The sequence below is a fragment of the Sphingomonas montanisoli genome (genome assembly GCF_008274695.1).
GTDB classification, from domain to species: domain Bacteria; phylum Pseudomonadota; class Alphaproteobacteria; order Sphingomonadales; family Sphingomonadaceae; genus Rhizorhabdus; species Rhizorhabdus montanisoli.
Genome location: NZ_VTOU01000002.1, coordinates 462,694 through 486,048, shown reverse-complemented (window position 1 = coordinate 486,048; position 23,355 = coordinate 462,694). Strand labels below are relative to the sequence as shown.

Sequence of the window (23,355 nt, the reverse complement as noted above, 5' to 3'; positions counted from 1 at the left end):
TATGGTCACGATACTCGCAGGCGCCCTGGGTGGCGCGATCGGGGTCGCTGCGGCGGCCAAGGGCTACCAGCGGCTGACGCTTTCGCGCGCCAAGCACCCGTCGTTGATGGGGCATGTGCGGATGGCGAAGCGGATCGCCGGGCAGATCCCCTTCTACCAATATGGCGAGGATCGCTTCTTCGCGGCCGACGGTGCGCCCGCCGAGGTGGCGGCGCAGCGGCGCGCGGGGTTCGACCGGCTTGCGGCGATCTATGCCGAGCGTTTCGGCAAGAGCGTGGCGATGACGAAGGCGGCGCGTACGCGGCTGTCCGACCTGCAGTTCACCGGCAGCTACCGCGTTCCGTTCCAGTTCGCCGCGCACGTCCGCGCGCATCTGGGCACCGGCAGCTTCCTGGAGCGGTCCGAGGGGCCGATCGTCCATGATCTCGACGGCAATGCTCTGATCGACCTGACCGGCAGCTATGGCGTCAACCTGTTCGGATACGACTTCTACAAGGAGACGATCCGCGAAGGCGCCGAGATGGTCGAGGCGCTGGGGCCGGTTCTGGGATCCTACCATCCGGTCGTCCTCGACAATGCCGAGCGGCTCGCGAAAATCTCGAAGCTCGATGAGATCAGCTTCCACATGTCGGGCACCGAAGCCGTCATGCAGGCGGTTCGGCTGGCGCGCTATCACACGAAACGCCGCCGGCTCGTCCGCTTTTGCGGCGCCTATCACGGCTGGTGGGGCGACGTGCAGCCGGGGATCGGCAACCCGACCCCCGCCGACAATACGCTGACCCTGGCCGACATGTCCGACAAGACGCTGAAGGTGCTCGCCACCCGCAAGGACATTGCGTGCGTGCTGGTGAACCCGCTGCAGGCACTTCACCCCAATGGCGGCGCACCGTCGGACAATTCGATGGTCGACAGCAGCCGCAAGGCGGGGTTTGACAAGGCGGCCTATGGCGATTTCCTGCGTCGGCTCGCCGCGACCTGCAAGAAGGCGGGCATCGTGCTGATCTTCGACGAGGTGTTCGTCGGCTTCCGCCTGGCGCCCGGCGGGGCGGCCGAATATTTCGGCGTCGAGCCCGACATGATCACCTATGGCAAGACGCTGGGCGGCGGGCTGCCGGTGGGTGTGCTGTGCGGGCGCGCCGACCTGATGAAGCGCTGGCGCGACGATCGCCCCGTCGACATCTGCTTCGCACGGGGCACCTTCAATTCGCATCCCTATGTGATGGGCGCGATGAACGCCTTCCTGCGCCGGCTCGACACGCCCGAGGTGACGGCGGTCTATGACGGGCTCGACGAGCGTTTCGATGCGCGTGCGGCCAAACTCAATGCGGCGCTCGCGGCCGAAGGGCTGCCGGTCGAGGTGAAGACTCTCTCGACGATCTGGACGGTGCTCTACACCGTGCCGTCGCGCTACAACTGGATGCTGCAATATTATCTGCGCGCCGAAGGGCTGGCGCTGAGCTGGGTCGGCAGCGGCCGGCTGATCCTCAGCCTCGATATCGGCGAGGATCTGTTCGACGACATCGTCCGCCGCTTCGTGGCCGCCGCCAAGGCGATGCGCGACGACGGCTGGTGGTGGCAGGGCGACGGCGTCACCAACAAGCTGCTGCGCCGCGGCGTGCTGCGCGAGACGCTGAAGGCGCGGTTCGGGAAGAAGGGCTGAAGCCGCATCGTCACCCCGGCCTTGTGCCGGGGTCCACCGGGAGATGGGCGATGCGGTCAAGATTCGGATGCTGCGTGCGAGACAACGTGGACCCCGGCACAAGGCCGGGGTGACGTCTTCGGAGGTGTCGCTGCGGCTCAGTGCCGCGGCTGATCGAAGCGCTGGCCCTTGATCAGCTTGGCCGGGGCGCTCTTGTAGAGGCGGAAGTCGTTGAACGGATCGGTGATGATCTTGGTCGCCCACACGATGCCGGTTTCGAAATCGCGCTGCACCCAGAGTTGCAGCACGCGGAACAGCAAAGCGGCGGCACCGAAGAACAGCCAGGCGTGGCCGACATTGCGCAGATAGCCCACGAAGCCGTCGGGCGCGGGGATCGTGCCGAGCAGGCTCGGCGAGATCGCCAGCACCACCGGGATCGAAACCCACAGGCTCATAAGCACATATTTGCGGAACAGGTTGTAACCGACCTTCACCTCTTCCTTATATTCGTGCGTGGCCTGGTTCTCGACGTCGTAGCCCTTGGGCTCGAAGAAGAAGTGGCCGGCCTGACGGCTGGTCATCGCGACGCCCCAGGCGAGCAGGCTCGCCAGCGCCGGATCGGTGAACAGCAGCACATAAGCGGTCAGAAAGGTGCACGCGCTGATGAAGTGCAGGCTCTGGTTGATCAGGCTGTGATGATAGAAACGATGATCGTCCCAGCGCTGCTCGGCCAGCTGCGCGCGGAAGCCCGCCGTGCCGTCATCGGCTTCAAACTGCAATTTGCGAAGCGCAACCATTACGCCTTCCCCCCATCAGCGGCGCGCTTGGCGAAGCGAACCAGCGAAAAATGTCCCAGCGGCGGCAGCTCGCGCCGCTCGACCAGTTCGATGTCATCCCGGCTCGCAGCCCAATCGGTGTAGCGCGAGAAGGCGAATTCGGTGCGGAAGCCCAGCCGGCTCGTGATCGGCATGAGCGCGCGTTCGATCTTGTCGCGCACGCCCGTCTCGGCGCCGACGCGGGTGGTGATCACGATCTCGCCGCCGACGCGGCAGACGCGGGCGAACTCATCGAGCGCCTTTTCCGGGTTCGGAACCGAGGTGATGACATATTGGGCGACGACGACGTCGAAACTCTCGTCTTCATATTCGAGCGCCTCGGCATCGCCGACGCGGATGTCCTCGACATTGTTGAGCTTCAACTTGCGGACCCGTTCGCGCGCCTTGTCGAGCATCGGATCGGAGATATCGATCCCGACCAGCCGGCTCGACCGGCTATATTCGGGCAACGAGATGCCGGTACCGACGCCGACCTCGAGGATGCGGCCGCCGATCCTTTCCGCCGCGATCACCGCTTCGGACCGGCCCTTCCTGAAAACGGGACCAAAGACCAGGTCATAGACCGGTGCCCATCGGCCATAGGCCTGGCTCACGCCATCGGTGCTCATTGCCAACGCCACGCCATGCTCCTGTTTCAGGCGGTTTACGGGCCGCGCTATATGTCCGCATGTCGCAAGGATCGGTTTCAGTTCGGCGACATTATTGCGACGACATGCGTCATCGAGCTTTCATCCACAGATTTCGTGACCTGCGTTCGACGAAACGTTGATGGATCCGTGTTTCGAACAGCGCGCGATAGTCGTCGTCGGGCGACGCATAAGCCAGCGCACGATCGCCCGGCCCGATGACGCCGTCCGACAATTGCGCCTCGATCGCACGGGCGAGCGCATCCGGATCGTCGCCGTCGAACAGCCTGCCATAGCGTCCGTGGTCGAGCACTTCGCGCGCATCGCCGGCCAGCGTGGAGGCGACGATCGGGGTTCCCACCGCCATCGCCTCGATCAGCGCGACCGACGACCCTTCCCAGCGCGACGGCAGCGCAAACAGTTTCGCGCGCGACAGCCACGCAAAAACATTGTCGGTCTCCCCGGCCAGGAGGAAGGCGTCGGCCTTGAGCCCAGCCTCGGTCGCGATCCGGGTGTAGCGCGCCCGCTCCTCATCGGTGCCGCCGCCCAGGATGACGAGGCGCGCGGGGCGATCGAGCCGCGCCATCGCCGCGATCAGCAATTCGTGATTCTTCTGCGGACGCAGCCGGCCGATCGCGAGGATGACGGGCACATCTTCGTCGAGCCAGACATGCGGCGACGGCGCGGCAGCCTTTGCACGCGCTTCGGCCAGATCGACGCCGCTGCGCATCTCGACCGCGCGACCATCGGCCAGCGCATCCGCGAAGATCGGGTTGCGCGCGAGCGCCGCACCGACCAGCGGGATCGATACCGCATCGGCGATCAGCGCCTTCATCCAGATCGTGCGGAGCGCCCCGCGCAATCCGTCGCCGCGCGCGATCTCGTTGCTGATCCGATAGACACAGGCGTGACGGCGCGCGCCCAGGGTCGCGAGGAAGGGCGTCGCATGCCCCATATTGCCCATCGACACGATCAACGCCGCCGGCCGGCCCGCCAGCCAGCGGCGCAAGGCCAGCGCCGCGTGCAATTTCATCGCGACCGGCGATCGGCGACCTTTGCATAAGGCGACGAAGTCGTGCCGCCCCTGCCCCGCCAGATCGCGGAAGAAACCGTCGCCATGCCCCGCGACCAGGGTCACGCGATGCCGCTCGGCGCAATGATCGGCGAGGCGGATCGCGTCGCGCACGACTCCGCTCGATCGCAGATCATGAACATAGATGATGATGTCCGTCACCGGCACGCGCTCCGACCCGAAAGCGTCATGCTAGCCGCGATATATGACGGGCTTTCGATCGAGGTGAGCACATTGGCCGGCTATGACCGCCTCTATTTTCTGAAGAAGGCCTGGGCGCTCTATCCGGGCGTGGTGCGGCCGATATCGGGCCCCTTCCTGGCCACGCATTACGCCGACCGGCGCGCAGGGCGGACGGCGGCGCGCGCGACGGTGGATGCCGTGATCGGCGCGCTGTTCCACGCCTGGGTGCCGATCCGCGCGCGCAAGGTGCAGCGCAAGTTCGGGCTCGACGCGGAATGGCGCCGGCGCGCGACCGCGATTGCGCACGCGCGCTTCGCCGACCCCAACGACATCGCCCTGTTCCGCATAGGTGAGGCGGAAGAGATCGGCCATTATATCCGCCGCTTCGAAGACGCCGCGATCAACAAGCGCCTCAATCCGCGCGGCTGGTCCGCCGATTGCGCGCTCGCGGACAAGGCACGCTTTGCCGAGCGTTGCCGCACCGCCGGCCTGCCGCATGCCGAGACGGTCGCAACGATCGACGACGGCAAGATCGTCGTCACGGGCGACGTGACGAATCGCCTGCTGGTCGTGAAGCCGTGCGACGGCGAGGGTGGCGACGGGGTGCGGATGATCGGCCCGTTCGCCGACACCGGTTCGGCCGAGGCCGCATTGCGCCCGACGCAGGGCAACGCCGTCGTCCAGCCGCTGATCGCCTGCCATCCCGACATCGCCCAGATCGCGCTTGATGCGCTGCCGACCGTGCGGGTCGTGACGATCCTCGACGAAGCGGGCGTGCCCGAAGTCGTCAGCGCGACCTTCCGCTGCGCCAGCAAGGTCGGCGCACGGGTCGACAATATGAAGGCGGGCGGGCTGATCGTTCCGGTCGAGCTGGCGACGGGGACGCTGGGCATCGCCTGCCAGGGCTATGGCGGCAGCGACCATATCGTTCACCCAGTGACGGCGGCCGCGATCATGGGCCGCACCCTGCCCGACTGGACGGCCGCGACCGCACTCGTCAGCCGCGCGCACGCACTGGCCTTCGACGACTATATCATCATCGGCTGGGATGTCGCGCTGACGCCGGACGGCCCGATCCTGATCGAAGGCAATGGCAAGCCCGGCGTCCTCATGCCCCAGCGCGCCGCGCGCCGTGGGTTGGGCGAGACGCGCTATGGCGCGTTGATCGCGCACCATCTTTCGACCGGTTCAGCACGCTGAACCGGTAGGCGGCGGCGGCCCGCTCCCCCACCCCACCTCCCAGCGGCAGTATCTTATGGGAGGGCGGGTGGAGGAGCGGGCCGGTGCCGCACGACGAAATAGCGAAACCAAATCGTAGCTTCGCCGTCACAACCGACCGCTAAATTGTCATCGGGACGGAACGGAAGGGTCGTCGAGACCCTCCGACGTGAAAACGGAGGCTGACGATGAAAACGACGGTCGCGCCGCGCGCGCTTCCGGCGGCGGCGAAACGCGCCCTGCGCGTCCTGCTGATCGCCAAGCATGTTCATTGGGAAGACGGGCTCCATCCGAGCGACGGCAGCCACGCGCTCTATCATCGCGAGATGCGCCAGGCGCTCGAGCGGATCGGGGTGAACCTGCGTCTTGCCGACAGCTACCAGGCGTTGTTCACGCCCACCGACGCCGATTTCGTCTTCCCGCTGCTCAACCGTGGCGGATTCCTGAATTCGGAGATGATGCTGCCGTTGCTGTGCGAGCGGATGAACATCCCCTATCTGGGCGCCAGCCCGATCCTGCGCGGTCTTTCGGACGACAAGCATCTGTGCAAGCGCATCGCGCTCCAGCGCGGCCTGCCCACCGCACCCTGGGCGGTGTTCCGCCGGGGTGCGCCGATAGACCTGTCACTGTGCCCCAGCGCGCGCCGCTACGTCGTCAAGCCCAACGCCTCTTCGGCCAGCTGGGGGATCGGCATGGCGCACGACCGCGACGAGATCCGCGCGCAGGTGATCGCGCTCCACACGCAGGGTCATGACGCGATCGTCGAACCCTTCATCCCCGGCCACGACATCGAAGTCTCGGTCGTTACGATCGACGGCGAGCCCTTCATCCTGCCGACCCAGATCGTCGAGCAGGACGACCCCAGCTATCTGCGCACCTATGCCGAGAAGCGCAATCTGGTCGGTGGGCAAGCCTATATGATCCGCCCGCTGCACGACGCGCGGCTGATCGCCGACGCCGAGCGGATGTCGCGCGAGATGATGCGCGAGTTCCAGCCGTTCGATTATGGCCGCTTCGAATATCGGCTGGACGAGGCGACGGGCGAGCTGCGCTTCATGGAGGTCAACCTCAACTGCAATCTGTGGTCGAAAAAGACGATCGCGATGGCGGCGTCGCAGATCGGCTGGAACCACGATCAGCTGATCGAGACGATCCTGACCGAGAGCCTGCGCCGCCACGGGCTGCTGGCGGGGAGCTACGAGCTTGCTGCCTGATCCGACCTTCACCGCCATCGTGCTGGCGGCGCAGCGGGCGGGCGTGGTCGATCCCCTGGCGGAGGCGCATGGTGTCTCCCACAAATGCGTGGTGCCGATCGGGGGCAAGCCGCTGATCGTCCACGCGGTCGAGGCTTTGCTGGCGACGCCGGGGATCGCGCGGATGCGGATCGTGGTCGAGCCGGAGATGGATGCGCCGCTGCGCTCGCTCTTGCCGGTGACGACAAGCAAGGTCGATTTCGTGCCAGCCGCCGACAATCTGGCCGACAGCGTGTTCGCGGCGACGCACGGTGTCGACGGCCCGCTGATCGTCACCACGGCCGACAATGTCCTGCTGACGCCGGGCGCGGTGAGCGCGATGCTGCGCACGATCACGACGATCGCCGATGTCGGCGTGGCGATGGCGACCAAATATGCGGTGCTGACCGCGCATCCCGAAGGGCAGCGCCGCTTCTATCGCTTCGCCGATGACGAATATTCGAACTGCAACCTCTACGGCTTCGGCGGAGCGCACGCGATCAAGGCGGCGGAGAGCTTCCGATCGGGCGGGCAGTTCGCGAAGAAGCCTATGCGGCTGCTGGCGGCGGTCGGCGTGATCAATGTCGTGCTGATGCTGACGAAGCAGTTGTCGCTCAAGAGCGCGCTCGGGCGGCTCGGCAGGCGCTTCAAGCTGCGCATCGCGCCGGTGGTGCTGGCCGATGGCAGCCATGCGATCGATGTCGATAATGAGCGGACGTACAATTGCGCGGCGGTGCTGCTGGAGAAGCGGCAGGGGCAGCAGATCAAAGCTGCGGCCTAGATAATCCTCCCCCGCCAGGGGGAGGTGTCAGCGTAGCTGACGGAGGGGGAGGACGGCGAGCGGCCCGTATCCTCCCCCTCCGTCGCCTTCGGCGCCACCTCCCCCTGGCGGGGGAGGATTAATCGTCACCGCCCCCAGGCCGAACCGCCGTTGACGCCGAGATTCTGCGCCGAGACGTAGCGCGCCGCATCCGACGCGAGGAACACAAGAGCCGGTGCCAGATCGCTTTCGGGATCGCCCATCCGGCCGAGCGGGATCAGTGAGGCGATACGGGCATCGTAGGTCGCCAGTTCCTCCGGCGTCTTGAAGCGCGCGCGGCGCTCGTCGAACATCGGCGTCCAGGCGAGCGGCATCACGCAATTGGCGCGAATGTTGAACCGACCCCACTCGGCTGCGAGCGTGCGGGTGTAGGAGATCACCGCCGCCTTCGATGCCGAATAATGCGCACCGTTGAGATAAGGCTGGTTCGCGGCATCGGACGAGAAGTTGACGATCGCGCCGCCGCCGCCCGCCTTCATGTGCGGGAACACCGCCTCGCACATCGATACGACGCCGCCGACGTTGATCGAGAGCATCTCGTTCCAGCCGGCCTCGCCGATTTCGTGTGCCTTGGCGGTGCGTTCGATCGCGGCGATGTTGAACACCGCGTCGATCCCGCCGAGCGTCTTCACCGCATCGTCGACAGCGGCGACGACATCGGCGCGCTTGCCCAGATCGACCTCTCGGAAATCGACCTTGCCCGGCCCTTCCGCCGTCGCGGTCGCTGCGACCTGGCGGCCTTCGTCGACGAGACGGTCGAACGAGACGACATGCGCGCCCTCACGCGCGAACACGCGCACCGCGCCGGCGGCGATGCCGCGTGCGCCGCCCGTCACGATGATGCGCTTCCCCTCGATCCCGATCGGCATGTCTCTCTCCGTTGTTGCTGGTGTCAGGTGGCCGCGCCCGAGCGCATCACATCGGTGCACATGCGGGTGAGCTGTGCGGCATAATCCTCGATCGCGGCGCCGCTGATCCGCCCATCAAAACCCGACAGCACGATCGAGTAGAGCGGATAGCCGCGCCGGTCGAAAATAGGCGCGCCGATGAAGGCAAGATCATAGCTGCCATCCGCCTCGATCTTTTCGGGCTGGAACAGGCCGCCATAGAGGCCGGAGATCAGCTGACCCGCGCGTGCATTGCGATCCTCGTCGCTATAGCGCTGCGCCATCGCCTTGCTGATCGCGGCATAGCTGTCGGTGTTGAGCGTCGCGAGATAGCCGCGACGCCGGATCGCGGCGAGTTCGTCACGCAGTTGCGCCGCTTCGGGCGCATCGAGCGCGATCCCGCCCCGCCCGATATAATTGTCGATATCCTCGTCGCACGACCACGCCATCACGGTCGCGCCGATCGGTGGCTTGAGCGACACGCGCTGCCCCACGCGAATCCCCTGGGCGAGCTGTCGATTGCGGCCGTGGCGCGAGACGCCGACCAGTTCGTCGCCGGTGCGCGCCGAGATGCTGATGCTGAGGCCGGTGCGTTCGGTGAGCGTGTCGGAGGCACTGCGCAGCGCGCCGAGCAACGGGTCGTGCTTCGCCATCGCCTGCCCCGCCGCGAACAGGGCCGGGCCGAGCCGGTAGGTCTTGGTCGCATCGTCGCGCAGCAGATAGCCGCGCGCGACGAGGATCGCGATCACCGCGTGGCACGACGCGAAATTCGAATCGGTCGCGCGCACCAGATCGGACAGGGTGAAGGCGCGATCGGGCGCGCCGGCCATCGCATCGATGACCTGCAACGCACGCGAACCAGACAGGGCAGGACGGGCCAAGCGAATCCCTTGACGGCTGAAGACTGCTAAATCATTATGATGGACCTATCGGTATTGCAATAGAATTATCGGAGATTGAGGATGCGGATTTTGATTGTGGGCGGCGGGGGCATGGTGGGCGGCGATGCCGCGATCCGGCTCAAGTCGCTTGGGCATGACGTCGAAATCGCGTCGCGCAGCGCGCCGCAGGCGACAACGCCGATGGCGAAGATGCCGTTCCACACGCTCGATTATGTCAATGACACGCCCGATCCGGCGTGGCTGGGCGGCTATGACGCGATCGTGTTCGCGGCGGGCAACGACATCCGCCACATCCCGCGCGACGGCGATCCCGACAAGCATTGGCACCGCGTCAACAGCGAGGCGGTGCCCGCCTTCGCCAAGGCCGCAAAGGATGCGGGGGTGAAGACCTTCATCCTGATCGGCAGCTTCTATCCGCAGGCGGCGCCCGAACTGCTCGGCAAGATCCCCTATGTCGATTCGCGCGATGCCGCCGATCGCGGCACCCGCGCGCTGGCCGACGACAGCTTCAAGGTGATCGTGCTCAACGCGCCTTACATCATCGGCCATGTCGACGGGCTGGTGCAGCCGGGCTTCACCGCCTTCGTCAACTGGGCGACGGGCAAGTCGCCGGTGCCGCGCTTCATGATCCCCGGCGGCGTGAACGTGATCACCGCGACCACGCTGACCGACGCGATCGTCGGCGCATTGAACGGCGGGCAGAACGGCAAGGCCTATCTGATCGGAGACGAGAACCTCAGCTTCCAGGACTATTTCGGCGGCTATTTCCGCCATGCGGGCGACGCCAACCCGCTGGAGGTGCGCAACGAGGAACATCCCTTCGCGCGCGACGCATCGATCTTCTGGGGCCGCGGCAACGACCTGTTCTACGATCCCGATCCGGCCGAGGTGGCGGAGCTGGGCTATCGCCGCAACGACGTCGATCGCGCGCAGAAAGAGATCGTCGAAGCGTACAAATAAGCAGCCGGCAAATAAGCAAAGTCAGAGGAGCGGATCATGGGCAAGATTTTGGACGGCAAATCGGCGCTCGTCACCGGCGGCGGCGGCGGGTTCGGCAAGGCATCTGCGCGGCTGCTGGTGCGCGACGGCGCGGCGGTGACGCTGACCGGGCGCACGCTCGCGACCTTGGAAAAGGCGCGTGAAAAGCTGCTGGGCGAGTTCCCGGATGCGAAGATCGCAGTCATCGCGGGCGACGCCACTAAGGAGGCCGACGTCAAGGCCGCGATCGCCAAGACCGTCGAGCACGGCGGCGGGCTGGACATCGTCGTCGCGGTGGTCGGCGGCGGCAGCGGGCGCGGGATGATCGACGAATGGTCGCTCGACAAATTGATGGGCGACTATCTGGCCAATGTCGGCAGCGCCTTCCTGGTCACGCAAAATGCGGTGCCGCTGATGAAAGAGGGATCGTCGATCGTCTTCATCTCGTCCACCGCGGCGATGATGTCGTTCGTGGGTCTTTCGAGCTATTGCGCCGCCAAGGCGGGCCTCGACCATTTCATGCGCACCGCCGCGAACGAATATGGAAAGAAGGGCATCCGCTTGAACAGCGTGCGTCCGGGCCTGACCAAGACCGACGGCCTCGAAGCCGCGTTCGAGCGGCCGGGCTATGTCGATGCGTTCATGCCGCTGGTCCCGCTGGGCCGCACCGGCGTGCCCAATGACATCGCCGAGGCGGTCCGCTTCCTCGCCGGCCCAGAGGCGGCATGGCTGACCGGGCAGACCTTCGCGGTCGACGGCGGGCAGGAAACCCGCATGAACCCCCTCCCCGCAGGATTCTGATCGATGGCGATATTCGAAGGCAAGGCGACGCTCGTCACCGGCGCCGGCAGCGGGATCGGCCGCGCGATCGCACAGGCGTTCGCGGCCGAGGGTTCGCGCGTGATGATCGCCGACGTCGACGCCAAGGGCGGCGAGGAGACGGTGAAGCTGATCGAGGCGGCGGGCGGAACCGCGGCGTTCCAGAAGGCCGATGTCTCCGATCAGGCCTCGGTCGAGGCGATGGTGAAGGCGGTCGTCGATCGCTTCGGCCGGATCGACCATGCGGTCAACAATGCCGCGATCGACCCCGAAGTGACGCCCGAATCCGATTGGGACATCGATGTCCTCGATCGCATCCTGAGCATCAACCTGCGCGGCGTCGCGCTCTGCCTGAAGGCCGAGATTGCGGCGATGCAGGCGGCGGGTGGCGGCTGCATCGTCAATCTCGCGTCGATGGCGGGCGTGGTGGGCGTGCCCAACAAGCCCTTTTACTGCGCGGCGAAGCATGGCGTGGTCGGCATCACCCGATCGGCGGCGCTGGCGCAGGCGAAGAACGGCATCCGCATCAATGCGATCGCGCCGGGCTTCATCGAAACGCCGATGGCGCTTGCCAATCTGGAACCGGGCGGCATGACGGTCGACTTCATCGCGGGGCGCAACCCGACCCGCCGGATCGGCCGGCCCGAGGAGATCGGTGCGGCGGCGGTCTATCTCTGCTCGCCGTATGCAGGCTTCACCGTCGGCCAGACGCTTAGCGTCGACGGCGGCGTTTCGGTAAGCTGATATGGCGCGCACACTCGAAGGCAAATCGGCGCTCGTCACCGGCGGTGGCGGCGGGTTCGGCAAGGCGATCGCAAAGCTGCTGGCGCGCGACGGCGCGGCGGTCACGCTCTCCGGCCGCAAGCAGGAGACGCTGGAAAAGGCACGCGACTGGCTGTTGAGCGAAGTTCCCAACGCCAAGCTCGCGATCATCGCGGGCGACGCGACCAGGGAGGACGACGTCAAGGCGGCGATCGCCAAGGCGGTCGAGCATGGCGGCGGGATCGACATCGTCGTACCAACCGTGGGCGGCGGCACCGGCTATGGCCCGATTTCGAAGGTGAGCGTCGAGGCGTTCGTCGGCGACTATATGGTCAATGTCGGCAGTGCCTTCATGATGGTGAAGCATGCGGTGCCGCTGATGCAGCCGGGTTCATCGTTCGTCTTCATCTCGTCGACCGCGGCGGCGATGTCGTTCGTGAACCTAACGAGCTATTGCGCATCGAAGGCGGCGCTCGATCATTTCATGCGCACGGCCGCGAACGAACTGGGGCCGCAGGGCATCCGCCTCAACTGCGTGCGCCCGGGCCTGACCCACACCGACGGCATGGACGCGGCATTCCAGCGGCCGGGTTATGCGGACAGCTTCCTGCCATTGATCCCGCTCGGCCGCACCGGCGTCCCCAACGATATCGCGGAAGCCGTCCGCTTCCTCGCGGGGCCGGAAGCCGCGTGGCTGACCGGGCAGAGCTTCGCGGTGGACGGCGGCAACGAGATGCGGATGGCGCCGCTGCCCAAGGCGTAATCCGAAAGTCTAAGACGCGACGGTCTGATGACCACGATGTTACATCTGTTTACTCGGCGCTTCGACCGGTCCGCTGTAAATCCTTCCTCACGACGGCGCTCATCCGCCGCACGGGGAAGGATTTACGATCATGACGCTCACCAACACCAACAAAGCTTCGACTCTGCAGGCCGGCGGCATGATCGCGCTGCTTTCGACCGCGATGTGGGTCGTGATCCTCGCGCCGCTGGTCGCCTGAGGATTCATTCCGAAATGAAGTTGCTTTGCGTTTTTGGTTTTCATCGGTGGGGCATGATTCTGTCGCGTATCGGACAGGACAGCGAAATCCACCGCTGCGGACGATGCCGGACGCTGCAACTGCGCGACGCGACGCGCTAACCCCCTATCCTGTCCCGCCAGGGGGAGGTGTCAGCATAAGCTGACGGAGGGGGAGGTCACGAAGGGTCAGAGTTGGCCGCCGCCCTACCATTCGCGGCGTTTCTGGCAATATTGCTGGTTTTCCAGTGCGTGCTGCTGCCCTGAATAACCTTTTGATTTGACCGCGCGTCGCGCATCCTCTGCTCCAAATAGAGGAGATGAGGATGCGCGACGCGGAGCCGTTTGGCGAACCGGGCTATTTCTTCGAAGGGCCGCGCTGGCACGACGGGCGCTGGTGGACTTCGGACATGCACGGCAATGTCGTGCGCAGCTGGACACCCGAGGGCGAGGGCCGCGACGAGCTGCGGATCGAGGACCGTCCGTCGGGTCTCGGCTGGATGCCCGATGGATCCCTGCTGGTCGTGTCGATGGAGAAGCGCCTGCTGCTGCGGCTCCAGCCCGGTGCCGTCGCGCCGGATGTGCATGCCGATCTCAACCCGATCACGGCCGATGTGCCCGGCTTCATCAACGACATTCGCGTCGATCGAGAAGGCCGCGCCTATATCGGCTTCGATCCCGACATAAAGTTGTGCGGTTTTCCCAGCGACAAGGGGCGGCTGCTTTGCGTCGAGCCCGATGGCAGCGCACGGATAGTGGCGCGGGATCTGCAATTCCCCAACGCGATCATGTTCTCCGGACAGCGCCTGATCCTGGCCGACACCGCCGCCGCCTGCCTATACGCCTATGACATCGCGCCGGGGGGCGACCTTGGCCCCCGCAGCGACTGGGCGAACCTGTCGGCCAAGCGGACGGACAAGGTGAAATATCTGTTCGACGGCTGCGACATCGATTCGGCAGGGCATGTCTGGGCCGCCGATTGCTCGGCGGGCGCATGGCGGATCGCGCCGGGCGGCGAGGTCGTCGATGGCGTCGCGTTGCCGCCGGACTATACCGCTTATGCCTGCGGACTGGGCGGCGAGGATGGGCGAACCCTGCTGATCTGCGCCGCCAACCGCGATCATCATGACGAGCGGGTCAAGGCGCCCAAGGCGAAGCTGTTCACCGCACGGGTCGATGTGCCCGCATGACGAGCCCGATGGACCGCTGGCGCGACTACGACCGCACGATCATCTCGCTCGGCTATGACGCCGCACGACGTGAGCGGGCAGAGCAAAACGCGGCGGACTATACCGCCAAGCTGCGCGACGGGACCGCGTGGCGGCTGTTCGGGGAGGCGATCGCAAAACTCGGCCCGATGATTGCGGAATCCGGTTTTGCGAAGGACGACCGCGATCTGGCGGAGGGGCATCGCTACCTGATGGGCCTGGTCGCCGCGCGGATCGATGCGGTGCTTTACGCCTGCGGTCCCGACCGCCCCGCTTTCGTGCGGGGAATGGACGACATCATCAAGATCGGGCTCGACAATCCAGACGGCATCAACAGCTTCTCGGCGCGGATCGACGGGCATCGCCGCTACCGCATCAGCGGCCGCGCGGGCGGCGAACGCTATGTCGAGTTCGTCCAGTTCGGGGCGAAGGGGACGCTCGCCAACCACTATCTCCACGATTTCACGATCGGCGCGGACGGGCGGTTCGAACTGACCCTCGATACGCAAAGCACGCCCGGCAACTGGCTGCAGCTCCACCCCGACACGCAGGGCATGTTCGTGCGGCTGATCCAATATGACTGGAACACGGCGCTGACCGATCTGCAGATCGAGCATCTGGGCGATGGCGACACCTATGAATGCCTGGCCGTGCCCAGGCCCGAATGGGTGGGCGAGGAACTGGAATCGCTGGCCGATACGCTCGTGAACGAAGTCGCGTTCTGGCTCGACTACACGCGCAGTTTCGCCGAGGCCGGCGACAACCGGATCGCGGGCGAACAGCCGCTCGCGGTGTCGGGCAAGAGCGCGGTACGCGCAGCGCCCAAGGGTATGTTCGCGTTGCCTCCCGACGAGGCGTTGCTGCTCGAGTTCGATCCGCCGGGTGGCCTGTTCTGGTCGGTGGCGCTGGGCGATATGTGGTTCCGGTCGATCGACCCGTCGCACCGCCAGTCGAGCCTGAACGGGCATCAGGCGGCGATCGACCCCGATGGCCGCTATCGCTTCGTGATCGCGCACGAAGACCCCGGCTTCGCCAACTGGCTCGATACGGCGGGCCATGCTCGCGGCTGCATGACCTTCCGCTACGTCAAGACCGACAGCCGCCCGCCCGCGACCGCGACGGTGGTAAAGGTTGCCGACCTCGATCGCCTGCTGTCCGATGCGCCGCGCGTCACGGCGGACGAGCGCGCCGCTACCCTCGCCGCCCGCGCGCGCGGCTTTGCGCGTCGCTATGCTGCACCCTTTACGAGCCGGTGGAACGACCTGTGAGAGCACAAGATTATTTGGATCGCGCGCAAGCGCAGACCGGCCTCCGCGACTTCGGTGCCGATGGCTGGCAGGAGGGGCTCGAGCGCCTGATCGCAGCGCTCGACAAGCAGCCGCTGCACGCCGAAGGCATCGCCCGCGTCGAAGCGCGACTGATCGCCACCCTCGCCGCGCGCCTGCGGATCGAGGACTGGATCGCGCGCCACCCGGCCTATGGCGAAGGCGACATCGACGGCCCCGTCGTGATCATCGGCCTGCCGCGCACGGCAACCACCGCCTTGCTAAACCTGCTCGCCAATGACGCGAGCTGGCGTTTCGTGCGGAGCTGGGAAGCCGGCGAGCCGGTGCCGCCGCCCGACATCGCGACCGAGGCGACCGATCCACGCGCCGCCGCCGAACGCGCCTTCATCGCCGCCGACACCACTTTTCGCGGTCAGCATATCCACCAGGCCGGCGGCCCGGTCGACGACGCCGCTTTGCTGCGCCTGAGCTTCCGCAATCAGGAGCTGGGCTGGCCGGTGTGGGATTATACGCGCTGGTGGCGCGATTGCGACATGGCCGGCACCTATGCCTATCATGCCCGCACGCTGAAATTGCTGCAGCATCGCCGCCCGCCGAACCGTTGGCTGATCAAGGCGCCGTGGCACAATTTCCACCTCGACGCGCTGGTGGCGACCTATCCGAACGCGCGATTCATCATGACGCATCGCGATCCGGTGAAGACGATCCCATCGGTCGCGAGCCTGCTTGAAACCTCCTACGCGACCGTGATGCCGAAGGAGGCGATCGACCGGGAAGCCCTCGGCCGCGAGATCATGGAGCATCTGCAGATCAGCTTGTCGCGCGTCACCGACTTTCGCCGCCGCTTCGGCGAGGATCGCTTCCTCGATGTCCGGCACGAAAGCTTCAATGCCGATCCGATGGGTGAGGTGAACCGCGTCTATGACTGGCTCGGCCGGTCGATGGATGCGACGGCGGAGGCTGCACTGGCGGACTGGGCGGCCGCGAACCGCAAGGGCGCGCGGGGTGAGCATCGCTACACCGCGGACCAATTCGGCCTATCCGAGCCCGAACTGGCCAGCGTCTTCGCCGATTATCGCGCGCGCTTCGTCGGCACGCCTTGAATGAGGAAAGCAGGGAAGATGGCGGAGAGGATCACCCCTCCGCCATCGAGTGATCAGAACGCGAAGACGACACCCGCCATCGGACGGATCGAATCGAAATCGTAGGTCGTGGCTTCGAGGCGGAGACGCGGGCCGGCTTCTCCGAATACGCCGCCAAGGCCGATTTCCTTCGGGCCGACTTCGACGCCGACGCCGTAGCTCATGTCGCTATGGTCCTGGAAACCCTTGCGACCGTTGACCCACTGATAGCCGGTCGAGACGTAGATCAGACCGCTCTGGCCGGCGCGCGCGCCGAAACGGCCCTTCACGCCATATTCCCAGTCGATGTCCTTGAAGCCTTTGGCGACATTGCCTTCGACGCCGACGAAGACCGGGCCGAGCGGCATGTTGATGCCAGCGACGCCTTCGATCAGCGCGCCGTCCATCTTGCCACGCGGGCCGACGGTGCCGAACTCGCTGCGACGATCGAAATTATGGTAGCCACCGAGCAGACCCACATAGGGTTCGAAGCTGACGGCGGGCTCGCTGCCATCGGGCGACACATCCTGCGCATAAGCGGCAGACGCGGTCGACGCCGCAAGCGCGGCTGCGATGAGAGCAATTTTCATGGGTAATCTCCAACTACGGTACTTCAGATGCGCACTTGCTGCGTTGCGAGCACGGGCATCCAGAACCGGCGCTGAGGCACTTTGTTCAATGAACTGAAAATGAACGATAATTTGTTGCAGATATGCCACATCGGCTTATCCCGCACTGCGGTCGTCCCGGCGTATTGAGGCGCCAGAAAGTAGAGCCGACGGCCTTTGGAGGCTTAGAGAGGCGCGGTAATCAGGGCGCGGACACCCTTGTGGGCGGTGTCATAACTGATCTCCGCCTGCAGGCTCGACGCCATCGATCGGATCAGCTTGGTGCCAAGACCGGTCCCGCGGATCTTGCCGTCGGCGGGCAGGCCGGCGCCGTCATCCTCGACACTCAGGACGAAGCGGTCACCCGCGGCCTGCAGCGCGATCCGCACCTCGCCGCGCGTCTCGACCGCATAGGCATATTTGCAGGCGTTGCTGACGAGTTCGTTGACGATGATGCCCAGCGAAACCGCGCGATCGGTCTTGAGCCGCATCGGCTCGGCCGTTAGCCGCAGCGGACGATGCCCGTCATAAGCCGACCAGGTGGCTTCGAGTTCGCCGACCAGCGCATCGAGATAATCGTCCATCGCGACATATTCGACATCGTCGGACGAATAGAGGCGGCGGTGAACGTGCGCGATCGCCTGAATGCGCTGCTCGGTCTCGGTGAGCGCCTCGCGCGCCGCGGCGTCGGCGATCGCCGAACCCTGCAACCGGACGAAGGCCGATACGAGCTGAAGCGAATTGGCGACGCGGTGATTGACCTCTTTCAACATGGTTTCGAGCCGCGCATTGCTCGCGCGCAACTGCTGCTCGACCGCCTCCTTGGCGGTGCGCAGACGGACGCGCTCGAGCGCCTGTTGGAAGCTGGAGGCGAGCAGATCGAAGAAGTCGTCGCCGACCGCCTTTACCACATAGTCCGCCGCCCCCGCTTTCAGCGCGGCGACCGCGATGCGGCTTTCCTCCGATCCGGTGACGTAAACGATCGGCGGACAATCGGGCACGCCCTGCAGCGCGTTGATCGTCGCGAGGCCATCCTGCCCCGGCATATAATGATCGACCGCGATCAGATCGAACGCGGTCTCACGCGCCATCGCCACACCCTGCGGGCCGGATTCGGCAAGGCTGACCCGGAAACCACGACGGGAAAGCGCCTTGTCCGCGAGGCGGCGAAGCCCCGCGTCGTCATCGATGTAGAGAATGTGCGGAGCGGTTTCGCTCAACCGGCGATCTCCGGATCGGGAACCTGAATCACCGAGAGGAACAGGCCGAGCTGGCGGATCGCATCGGCGAAATTCTCATAGTTCACCGGCTTGGTGATATAGACGTTGCAGCCCAGATCGTAGCAGCGCTGGATCTCGACCTTGTCGTCGGTCGTGGTGAGCACGACGACGGGGGTGCGCTTGAGCGGGCTGCCCTCGGCCTTGATCTTCGCCAGGATGTCGGTGCCCGACATATCGGGCAGGTTGAGATCGAGCAGGATCAGCGCCGGGCCGTTCTTCGCCGGACCATCGGGCGCGTTGAAGAGATATTCGAGCGCCGTGGTGCCGTCGGTGAAATGACGGATCACGTTCGAAATACCCGCGCGGCGGATATTCTTCTCGATCAGGCGCGCATGGCCCTCGTCATCCTCGATCATGACGATGTTGACCGGCTGATGCTCCGTCATGCGTCCACGTCCCCTGCCTTCAAGACCGTCGGCAAGGAGAGCCGGAAGGTCGAACCACGATCAAGCTCCGATCTAACGTCGACGAGCCCGCCGAGCCGATACGCGAGCGCACGCACATGCGCCAGCCCTATGCCTTCGCCCGGCTGATCCTGCATACCGGATCGGCGGAAAAGGTCGAAGACGCGATCATGGTCACGCGGATCGATGCCGCGACCATTGTCTGTGACCTCATAGACGGTCCGGTCGCGATCGACCCGACCGGTGACGCGGATATGCCCGGGGCGACCGGGCTGGAGATATTTGAGCGCATTCTCGATCAGGTTCGACAACATCTGCTCCAGCGAGAAGCGATCGGTGGTGATCGCAGGCAGCGTATCGATCTCGATCTCCGCGCCCTTTTCGGTCACCTTGTGCTGAAGGCTGTCGACGATCGTCTGGGTGAGCGCGGTCGCGTCGATAGGTTCGGGTGCGATCGTGCGGCGCCCCTCTCGCGACAGGCGCAGGATCGCGTTGATGAGGCGATCCATCTTCTGGGTCGAGGTGCGGATGAAGCCGATCGCCTCGGGCAGATCCTCGTCGACCGCGAGCTTGACGTCCTTGTCGACGAGATCGGGCTGTTCCTCCGCGAGCTTGTCGACGAACGCGCCCACCGTCTTGCGCGCGGCGTCGAGCTCTGCCGTGAAGCCCATCACGTTGACGAGTGGCGAGCGCAGATCGTGCGAGACGATATAGGCGAAACGCTGGATCTCCTGATTCGCACGCTGCAGTTCGACGGTGCGTTCGTCGACGAGCGTTTCGAGATCATCGTTGAGGCGGCGCAATTCCGCACGCGAGACATCGAGTTCGCGCGTGTAACGCAGCATGACCAGCAGGGTGACCGCCGCCACGAGGATGATCATCAGCCCCGTTATCGCGAGCACGCCGTAGAAGAAGGCCAGCGTCCGCCCCTGCATCTCGTCACGTTCTGCGAGGAGGTCGCGCTCTTCCTGCAGCATCTGCTGCGCGACGCGGCGCACCTGCTGGATCAGGATCACGCCCCGATCGGTCTTGAAATCGCGCACGATCGCGCGCCGCTGCTCGAGCGAGGCCGTCAGCGCCTCATGCTCGGTCTGCCGATAGTCGGCGAGCAGTTGCACGAGTTGCGCCGTGCGGGGGCGCTGGATGGGATTGTCGCGTGTCAGCCCGTCCAGACGATCGAGACTGGTCCGGGTGGCCTTGAACGCTTCGGTCATGATCTCGGCGAATTCGGGCTGGCCCGTCAGCAGGACGCCGCGCCGCGCGGTCTCGATCCGTTCGATTCCGCGAGCGAAATCGGCGATCTGCGCTTCGACCGACAGGGTGTGCTGCACCCAATCGGCATTCTCTTCATTCTGCCCCTGCAGCCAGGCGACCGCGACGGCCGCGCCGATCAGCGCGAGGAAACCCAGGCTGAGGAGGCCGAGCAGCCGGCGCGTGAAGCTGAGATGCGCCTTGTCGCGCAACGGTGCCGATTTTGCCATATCCCGCCTTAACCGACCCCGGCCCTTTGTCCAATTCCAACGGCATAGCATCCGTTTCGGTCATGATATGTCCATTTTTGAACATCCGTATCGCGATCGATAACCGCGACTTGGATTGCGTTCGCCCCGCCAACAGGCTTCGTTGATCCAAAGCCGGCCCAGATCGATGCAGGGACCGGCGGAGGGAGAGGCGATGGCTGCGGATATCGGGCGGCGCGGAAGCGCCGCATATCAGGCTTATGTCCTGTTCGTGCTGTTCGCGGTGAACGTGCTCAACTTCGCCGACCGATCGATCCTGAGCATGCTCGCCGATCCGATCAAACACGATCTGGGGCTGAGCGACGCGCAGATCGGGATGCTCGTCGGCACCTTCTTCGTATTGCTCAACAGCATCGCGGGGCTAGCGATGGGCGCGATCGTCGACGGGTGGCTGCGCAACCGGCTGCTCGCGGTGGGCGTGGGGCTTTGGTCCGCATTGACTGCGCTGTCGGGCCTGTCGACGAGCTTCGTGCAACTGGCACTCGCGCGGATCGGCGTGGGCCTGGGCGAGGCGGTGGGCAGCCCGGTGAGCCATTCGCTGATCGGTGACGTCTTCACCGCCGAAGGGCGCGGGCGCGCCTTCGCCTTGTTCTTCTGCGCGCCGTCGGTGGGTATCGCGACCTGCCTGGCGGTGTCGGGCGGAATCGTGCAGGCGTGGCCGCAGCAATGCGGCGCGCTGGGACTGTGCCAAGTCGCGGCATGGAAGGTGCCCTTCTTCGTCTTCGGCGTGCCTGGCCTCGTCTTCGCCGTGCTCGCTGCCTTCATTCGCGATCCGGCGGGCGATGCCCCGTCACGCCGCGCGGCGCGGCCGGGTGCGGTGGCGATGCGCGAGATCGTAGCGCTGCTGCCGCCCTTCTCGATCATCGTCGCGGCGCGGCTGGCGGGTGGACGCGGCCTGCGCATCAACCTGACGATCGCCGCGATCGTCGTCGCGATCGCCGCCGTCCTGATCGCGCTGACGGGCGACTGGGTGCAGTGGATCAGCGTGGGCGCGGCGTTCTACGCGCTCGGATCGTGGACGCAGGGGCAATATCATCGCGATCCCGCGGTCCACGCACTGACGATCGGATCACCCGCCTTCCTGAGCGCGGTGCTGGGTGCGGCGTTGGTCGGTACGGCGAGCGGGGCGATCGGTTTCTGGTGCATCCCCTTCGCACTGCGCGAGATGGGGATGGATCATGCGACGACGGGCAAGGTGCTGGGCCTGTGCATCGCGGGCGGATCGATCAGCGGAACCTTGCTGGGCGGGCTGATCGCCGACCGCTGGCGGCGCAGCAACCCGGCTGCGGCCCTGTGGGTTGCCGCCATATCGATGATCGGTTCGGCCGTCGCCACGCTGGCAATGGTCATGGTGCGCGATCCCGCCGCTTACGCCGTGGCAGTTACGAGCTTCATGATCGCGACGACGATGTGGGCGCCCGGGATCGCGGCCTTGGTACAGGATCTGATCCCCACCCCGATGCGCGGGCGCGTGGCCGCGCTCTACACCGTGTCGCTGACCCTGATCGGGATGTCGGCCGGCCCGTATATGATCGGTAAGGTCGCCGATCTCAGTGGGTCGCTGCGCGTGGCGATGTTCACCCCCTATGCCGCGCTGCCGCCCTGCCTGCTGCTGCTCGCTTTCGCGGCGCGGCGGCTGCCCGCGGCCTATCGCGCCCGCGACCACTATCTGACGGAGACGACCAATGGCCTATGACATGCTCGCCGGGGTGAAGGTGGTCGAACTGGCGATGTACGCCTTCGCGCCCTCCGCGGCCGCCGTTCTCGCCGACTGGGGGGCCGAGGTCGTCAAGATCATGCCACCCGCCGGCGGCGATCCGATGGCAAACCCGAAGGGCATCGCCGGCCTGCCCGACAAGGATGTGGGCATCTCCTTCATGTGGGAGCAGCTCAACCGGGGAAAGCGCTGCATCGTCCTGGACGTCGCGAAGCCCGAAGGTCGCGATATCCTGTTCCGCATGCTCGAAGACGCGGACGTGTTCATCACGCATCTGCTGCCCAAGGCCCGAGCGAAAATGGGAATCGACGTCGACGATCTGCTCACCGCTTTCCCAAGGCTGATCTACGGGCGGGCGACCGGGCACGGCCCCAAGGGACCGGAGGCGCCGCTGGGCGGATTCGATCACACCGATTTCTGGGCGCGATCGGGCATGGCGCACGCCGCCAGCCTCGCCTCCGACGAGTTCGTGCCGCAACCAGGGCCGGCGCTGGGCGATAGCACGTCGGGCATGTTCCTGGCGGGCGGAATTGCGGCGGCTTTGTTCCGGCGCGAGCGGACGGGCAAAGGCGGCGTGGTCGATGTGTCGCTGCTGTCTTCGGCCACCTGGGCGTTCGGGCCCGGCATCGTCGCGAGCAAGCTGTTCGACGTCGACACGATCCCGCGCCTGCGCCACGCCGACCAGCCCGCCGCCACCGTCGCCGCCTACAGGACGCGTGACGGGCGCGAGATCTATTTTGCGGGGGTGCCGAGCGACAAGGTATTCGCCGAACTCGCCGCCGCGTTCGGCGCGCCCGAACTGGCGAGTGACCCGCGCTTCGCCGACCTTGCGTCGCGCAAGACCAATGCGCGCGCGTCGATCGAGATTTTCGATGCGATGTTCGCGCGGCACGATCTCGCCGAGTGGAAGGAGAAACTGAAAGGCGTCAGCATCCCCTGGGCCGTGATCCAGACCGCACGCGAGGCGGGCGACGACGTGCAGACGACCGCCAATGGCTATGTGATGGACGTCGAGGGTCAGGCGAGCCGCTACGCCCTCGTCGCCAGCCCCGCACAATTTGACGGCACCGCGCCGTCGGTGAAGCGGGCGCCGACGATCGGCGAGCATAGCGACGCGGTGCTGCGCGAACTCGGGCTCAACGATGCGAGGATCGCGGCGCTGCGTGAGGGCGGGGTGATCGCCTAAAAATCCTCCCCCGCCAGGGGGAGGTGGCGCCGA

22 protein-coding genes are annotated in these 23,355 nt (G+C 65.8%); 13 read left to right on the top strand and 9 right to left on the bottom strand.

What is annotated here, in order from left to right; translation table 11 throughout:
- The first annotated feature begins 1 nt into the window (after position 1).
- The gene (locus tag FYJ91_RS08005; RefSeq protein WP_149521740.1) at positions 2-1,660 is read left to right on the top strand and encodes an aminotransferase class III-fold pyridoxal phosphate-dependent enzyme; all 1,659 of its coding nucleotides are present in this window, start codon (positions 2-4) and stop codon (positions 1,658-1,660) included.
- A 137-nt stretch (positions 1,661-1,797) separates the two neighbouring features.
- On the opposite strand, the gene FYJ91_RS08000 is transcribed toward FYJ91_RS08005, so the two are convergent.
- From FYJ91_RS08000 to FYJ91_RS07990, 3 genes are all read right to left on the bottom strand, one after another.
- Positions 1,798-2,436, bottom strand: coding sequence for a hypothetical protein (locus tag FYJ91_RS08000; protein WP_149521739.1), 639 nt, complete (start codon positions 2,434-2,436; stop codon positions 1,798-1,800).
- Positions 2,436-3,083 carry a class I SAM-dependent methyltransferase gene (locus FYJ91_RS07995; RefSeq protein ID WP_149521738.1) on the bottom strand — a complete coding sequence of 216 codons (648 nt, stop codon included), beginning with the start codon at positions 3,081-3,083 and terminating at the stop codon, positions 2,436-2,438. Before FYJ91_RS07995 ends, FYJ91_RS08000 begins: the two co-directional genes overlap by 1 nt.
- Before the next feature lie 109 nt (positions 3,084-3,192).
- Positions 3,193-4,335 (bottom strand): glycosyltransferase, encoded by a 1,143-nt coding sequence (locus tag FYJ91_RS07990; RefSeq protein ID WP_149521737.1) that lies wholly within the window; start codon positions 4,333-4,335, stop codon positions 3,193-3,195.
- 27 nt (positions 4,336-4,362) lie between these two features.
- On the opposite strand from FYJ91_RS07990, the gene FYJ91_RS07985 reads away from it, so the two are divergent.
- From FYJ91_RS07985 to FYJ91_RS07975, 3 genes are all read left to right on the top strand, one after another.
- Positions 4,363-5,556, top strand: a complete 1,194-nt coding sequence (locus FYJ91_RS07985) for a sugar-transfer associated ATP-grasp domain-containing protein (protein ID WP_149521736.1) — start codon at positions 4,363-4,365, stop codon at positions 5,554-5,556.
- A 206-nt stretch (positions 5,557-5,762) separates the two neighbouring features.
- Complete coding sequence (locus FYJ91_RS07980) at positions 5,763-6,788, top strand: D-alanine--D-alanine ligase family protein (protein WP_149521735.1); 1,026 nt, start codon at positions 5,763-5,765, stop codon at positions 6,786-6,788.
- Positions 6,778-7,587, top strand: a complete 810-nt coding sequence (locus FYJ91_RS07975) for an NTP transferase domain-containing protein (RefSeq protein WP_246152532.1) — start codon at positions 6,778-6,780, stop codon at positions 7,585-7,587. The genes FYJ91_RS07980 and FYJ91_RS07975 overlap by 11 nt, the downstream gene beginning before the upstream one ends.
- A gap of 125 nt (positions 7,588-7,712) precedes the next feature.
- On the opposite strand, the gene FYJ91_RS07970 is transcribed toward FYJ91_RS07975, so the two are convergent.
- Both FYJ91_RS07970 and FYJ91_RS07965 read right to left on the bottom strand, forming a co-directional pair.
- Positions 7,713-8,495, bottom strand: coding sequence for an SDR family NAD(P)-dependent oxidoreductase (locus FYJ91_RS07970; protein ID WP_149521734.1), 783 nt, complete (start codon positions 8,493-8,495; stop codon positions 7,713-7,715).
- A 23-nt stretch (positions 8,496-8,518) separates the two neighbouring features.
- Positions 8,519-9,394, bottom strand: coding sequence for an IclR family transcriptional regulator (locus tag FYJ91_RS07965; protein ID WP_149521733.1), 876 nt, complete (start codon positions 9,392-9,394; stop codon positions 8,519-8,521).
- Between the two features lie 81 nt (positions 9,395-9,475).
- On the opposite strand from FYJ91_RS07965, the gene FYJ91_RS07960 reads away from it, so the two are divergent.
- The 7 genes from FYJ91_RS07960 to FYJ91_RS07930 all read left to right on the top strand — a co-directional run bounded on the left by FYJ91_RS07960 (position 9,476) and on the right by FYJ91_RS07930 (position 16,589).
- On the top strand, positions 9,476-10,375 hold the full coding sequence (locus FYJ91_RS07960; protein ID WP_149521732.1) for an NAD-dependent epimerase/dehydratase family protein: 900 nt from the start codon (positions 9,476-9,478) through the stop codon (positions 10,373-10,375).
- A 36-nt stretch (positions 10,376-10,411) separates the two neighbouring features.
- Positions 10,412-11,194 carry an SDR family NAD(P)-dependent oxidoreductase gene (locus FYJ91_RS07955; protein WP_149521731.1) on the top strand — a complete coding sequence of 261 codons (783 nt, stop codon included), beginning with the start codon at positions 10,412-10,414 and terminating at the stop codon, positions 11,192-11,194.
- Between the two features lie 3 nt (positions 11,195-11,197).
- Positions 11,198-11,956, top strand: coding sequence for an SDR family NAD(P)-dependent oxidoreductase (locus FYJ91_RS07950; RefSeq protein WP_149521730.1), 759 nt, complete (start codon positions 11,198-11,200; stop codon positions 11,954-11,956).
- Position 11,957: 1 nt separating this feature from the next.
- Positions 11,958-12,737, top strand: coding sequence for an SDR family NAD(P)-dependent oxidoreductase (locus tag FYJ91_RS07945; RefSeq protein WP_149521729.1), 780 nt, complete (start codon positions 11,958-11,960; stop codon positions 12,735-12,737).
- A gap of 581 nt (positions 12,738-13,318) precedes the next feature.
- A complete protein-coding gene (locus FYJ91_RS07940; RefSeq protein ID WP_181008397.1) occupies positions 13,319-14,182 on the top strand; it encodes an SMP-30/gluconolactonase/LRE family protein in 864 nt (287 codons plus the stop codon).
- Positions 14,179-15,468, top strand: a complete 1,290-nt coding sequence (locus FYJ91_RS07935) for a DUF1214 domain-containing protein (RefSeq protein ID WP_149521727.1) — start codon at positions 14,179-14,181, stop codon at positions 15,466-15,468. The genes FYJ91_RS07940 and FYJ91_RS07935 overlap by 4 nt, the downstream gene beginning before the upstream one ends.
- Before the next feature lie 14 nt (positions 15,469-15,482).
- On the top strand, positions 15,483-16,589 hold the full coding sequence (locus FYJ91_RS07930; protein ID WP_181008396.1) for a sulfotransferase family protein: 1,107 nt from the start codon (positions 15,483-15,485) through the stop codon (positions 16,587-16,589).
- A 53-nt stretch (positions 16,590-16,642) separates the two neighbouring features.
- Here the strand turns inward: FYJ91_RS07930 and FYJ91_RS07925 are convergent, their stop codons facing one another.
- The 4 genes from FYJ91_RS07925 to FYJ91_RS07910 all read right to left on the bottom strand — a co-directional run bounded on the left by FYJ91_RS07925 (position 16,643) and on the right by FYJ91_RS07910 (position 20,380).
- Positions 16,643-17,197 carry an opacity protein gene (locus FYJ91_RS07925; RefSeq protein ID WP_149521725.1) on the bottom strand — a complete coding sequence of 185 codons (555 nt, stop codon included), beginning with the start codon at positions 17,195-17,197 and terminating at the stop codon, positions 16,643-16,645.
- Positions 17,198-17,400: 203 nt separating this feature from the next.
- Entirely contained in the window at positions 17,401-18,435 is a 1,035-nt protein-coding gene (locus FYJ91_RS07920) for a sensor histidine kinase (protein WP_149521724.1), read from the bottom strand.
- Positions 18,432-18,881 (bottom strand): response regulator, encoded by a 450-nt coding sequence (locus FYJ91_RS07915; protein WP_149521723.1) that lies wholly within the window; start codon positions 18,879-18,881, stop codon positions 18,432-18,434. The genes FYJ91_RS07920 and FYJ91_RS07915 overlap by 4 nt, the downstream gene beginning before the upstream one ends.
- Positions 18,878-20,380 (bottom strand): sensor histidine kinase, encoded by a 1,503-nt coding sequence (locus tag FYJ91_RS07910; protein ID WP_149521722.1) that lies wholly within the window; start codon positions 20,378-20,380, stop codon positions 18,878-18,880. Before FYJ91_RS07910 ends, FYJ91_RS07915 begins: the two co-directional genes overlap by 4 nt.
- A gap of 193 nt (positions 20,381-20,573) precedes the next feature.
- Here FYJ91_RS07910 and FYJ91_RS07905 point away from each other — a divergent pair, with 193 nt between their 5' ends.
- Both FYJ91_RS07905 and FYJ91_RS07900 read left to right on the top strand, forming a co-directional pair.
- Positions 20,574-22,115 carry an MFS transporter gene (locus tag FYJ91_RS07905; protein ID WP_181008395.1) on the top strand — a complete coding sequence of 514 codons (1,542 nt, stop codon included), beginning with the start codon at positions 20,574-20,576 and terminating at the stop codon, positions 22,113-22,115.
- Entirely contained in the window at positions 22,105-23,322 is a 1,218-nt protein-coding gene (locus FYJ91_RS07900; RefSeq protein ID WP_149521720.1) for a CaiB/BaiF CoA transferase family protein, read from the top strand. The genes FYJ91_RS07905 and FYJ91_RS07900 overlap by 11 nt, the downstream gene beginning before the upstream one ends.
- Positions 23,323-23,355 lie beyond the last annotated feature (33 nt).

What these genes read in the sequence shown, in the direction of transcription:
- FYJ91_RS08005 (WP_149521740.1), top strand. Translation starts at nt 2, where the DNA reads ATGGTCACGATACTCGCAGGCGCCCTGGGTGGCGCGATCGGGGTCGCT.
- FYJ91_RS08000 (WP_149521739.1), bottom strand. Translation starts at nt 2,436, where the DNA reads ATGGTTGCGCTTCGCAAATTGCAGTTTGAAGCCGATGACGGCACGGCG.
- FYJ91_RS07995 (WP_149521738.1), bottom strand. Translation starts at nt 3,083, where the DNA reads ATGAGCACCGATGGCGTGAGCCAGGCCTATGGCCGATGGGCACCGGTC.
- FYJ91_RS07985 (WP_149521736.1), top strand. Translation starts at nt 4,363, where the DNA reads ATGCTAGCCGCGATATATGACGGGCTTTCGATCGAGGTGAGCACATTG.
- FYJ91_RS07980 (WP_149521735.1), top strand. Translation starts at nt 5,763, where the DNA reads ATGAAAACGACGGTCGCGCCGCGCGCGCTTCCGGCGGCGGCGAAACGC.
- FYJ91_RS07970 (WP_149521734.1), bottom strand. Translation starts at nt 8,495, where the DNA reads ATGCCGATCGGGATCGAGGGGAAGCGCATCATCGTGACGGGCGGCGCA.
- FYJ91_RS07960 (WP_149521732.1), top strand. Translation starts at nt 9,476, where the DNA reads ATGCGGATTTTGATTGTGGGCGGCGGGGGCATGGTGGGCGGCGATGCC.
- FYJ91_RS07955 (WP_149521731.1), top strand. Translation starts at nt 10,412, where the DNA reads ATGGGCAAGATTTTGGACGGCAAATCGGCGCTCGTCACCGGCGGCGGC.
- FYJ91_RS07950 (WP_149521730.1), top strand. Translation starts at nt 11,198, where the DNA reads ATGGCGATATTCGAAGGCAAGGCGACGCTCGTCACCGGCGCCGGCAGC.
- FYJ91_RS07945 (WP_149521729.1), top strand. Translation starts at nt 11,958, where the DNA reads ATGGCGCGCACACTCGAAGGCAAATCGGCGCTCGTCACCGGCGGTGGC.
- FYJ91_RS07940 (WP_181008397.1), top strand. Translation starts at nt 13,319, where the DNA reads ATGCGCGACGCGGAGCCGTTTGGCGAACCGGGCTATTTCTTCGAAGGG.
- FYJ91_RS07935 (WP_149521727.1), top strand. Translation starts at nt 14,179, where the DNA reads ATGACGAGCCCGATGGACCGCTGGCGCGACTACGACCGCACGATCATC.
- FYJ91_RS07925 (WP_149521725.1), bottom strand. Translation starts at nt 17,197, where the DNA reads ATGAAAATTGCTCTCATCGCAGCCGCGCTTGCGGCGTCGACCGCGTCT.
- FYJ91_RS07915 (WP_149521723.1), bottom strand. Translation starts at nt 18,881, where the DNA reads ATGACGGAGCATCAGCCGGTCAACATCGTCATGATCGAGGATGACGAG.
- FYJ91_RS07910 (WP_149521722.1), bottom strand. Translation starts at nt 20,380, where the DNA reads ATGGCAAAATCGGCACCGTTGCGCGACAAGGCGCATCTCAGCTTCACG.
- FYJ91_RS07905 (WP_181008395.1), top strand. Translation starts at nt 20,574, where the DNA reads ATGGCTGCGGATATCGGGCGGCGCGGAAGCGCCGCATATCAGGCTTAT.
- FYJ91_RS07900 (WP_149521720.1), top strand. Translation starts at nt 22,105, where the DNA reads ATGGCCTATGACATGCTCGCCGGGGTGAAGGTGGTCGAACTGGCGATG.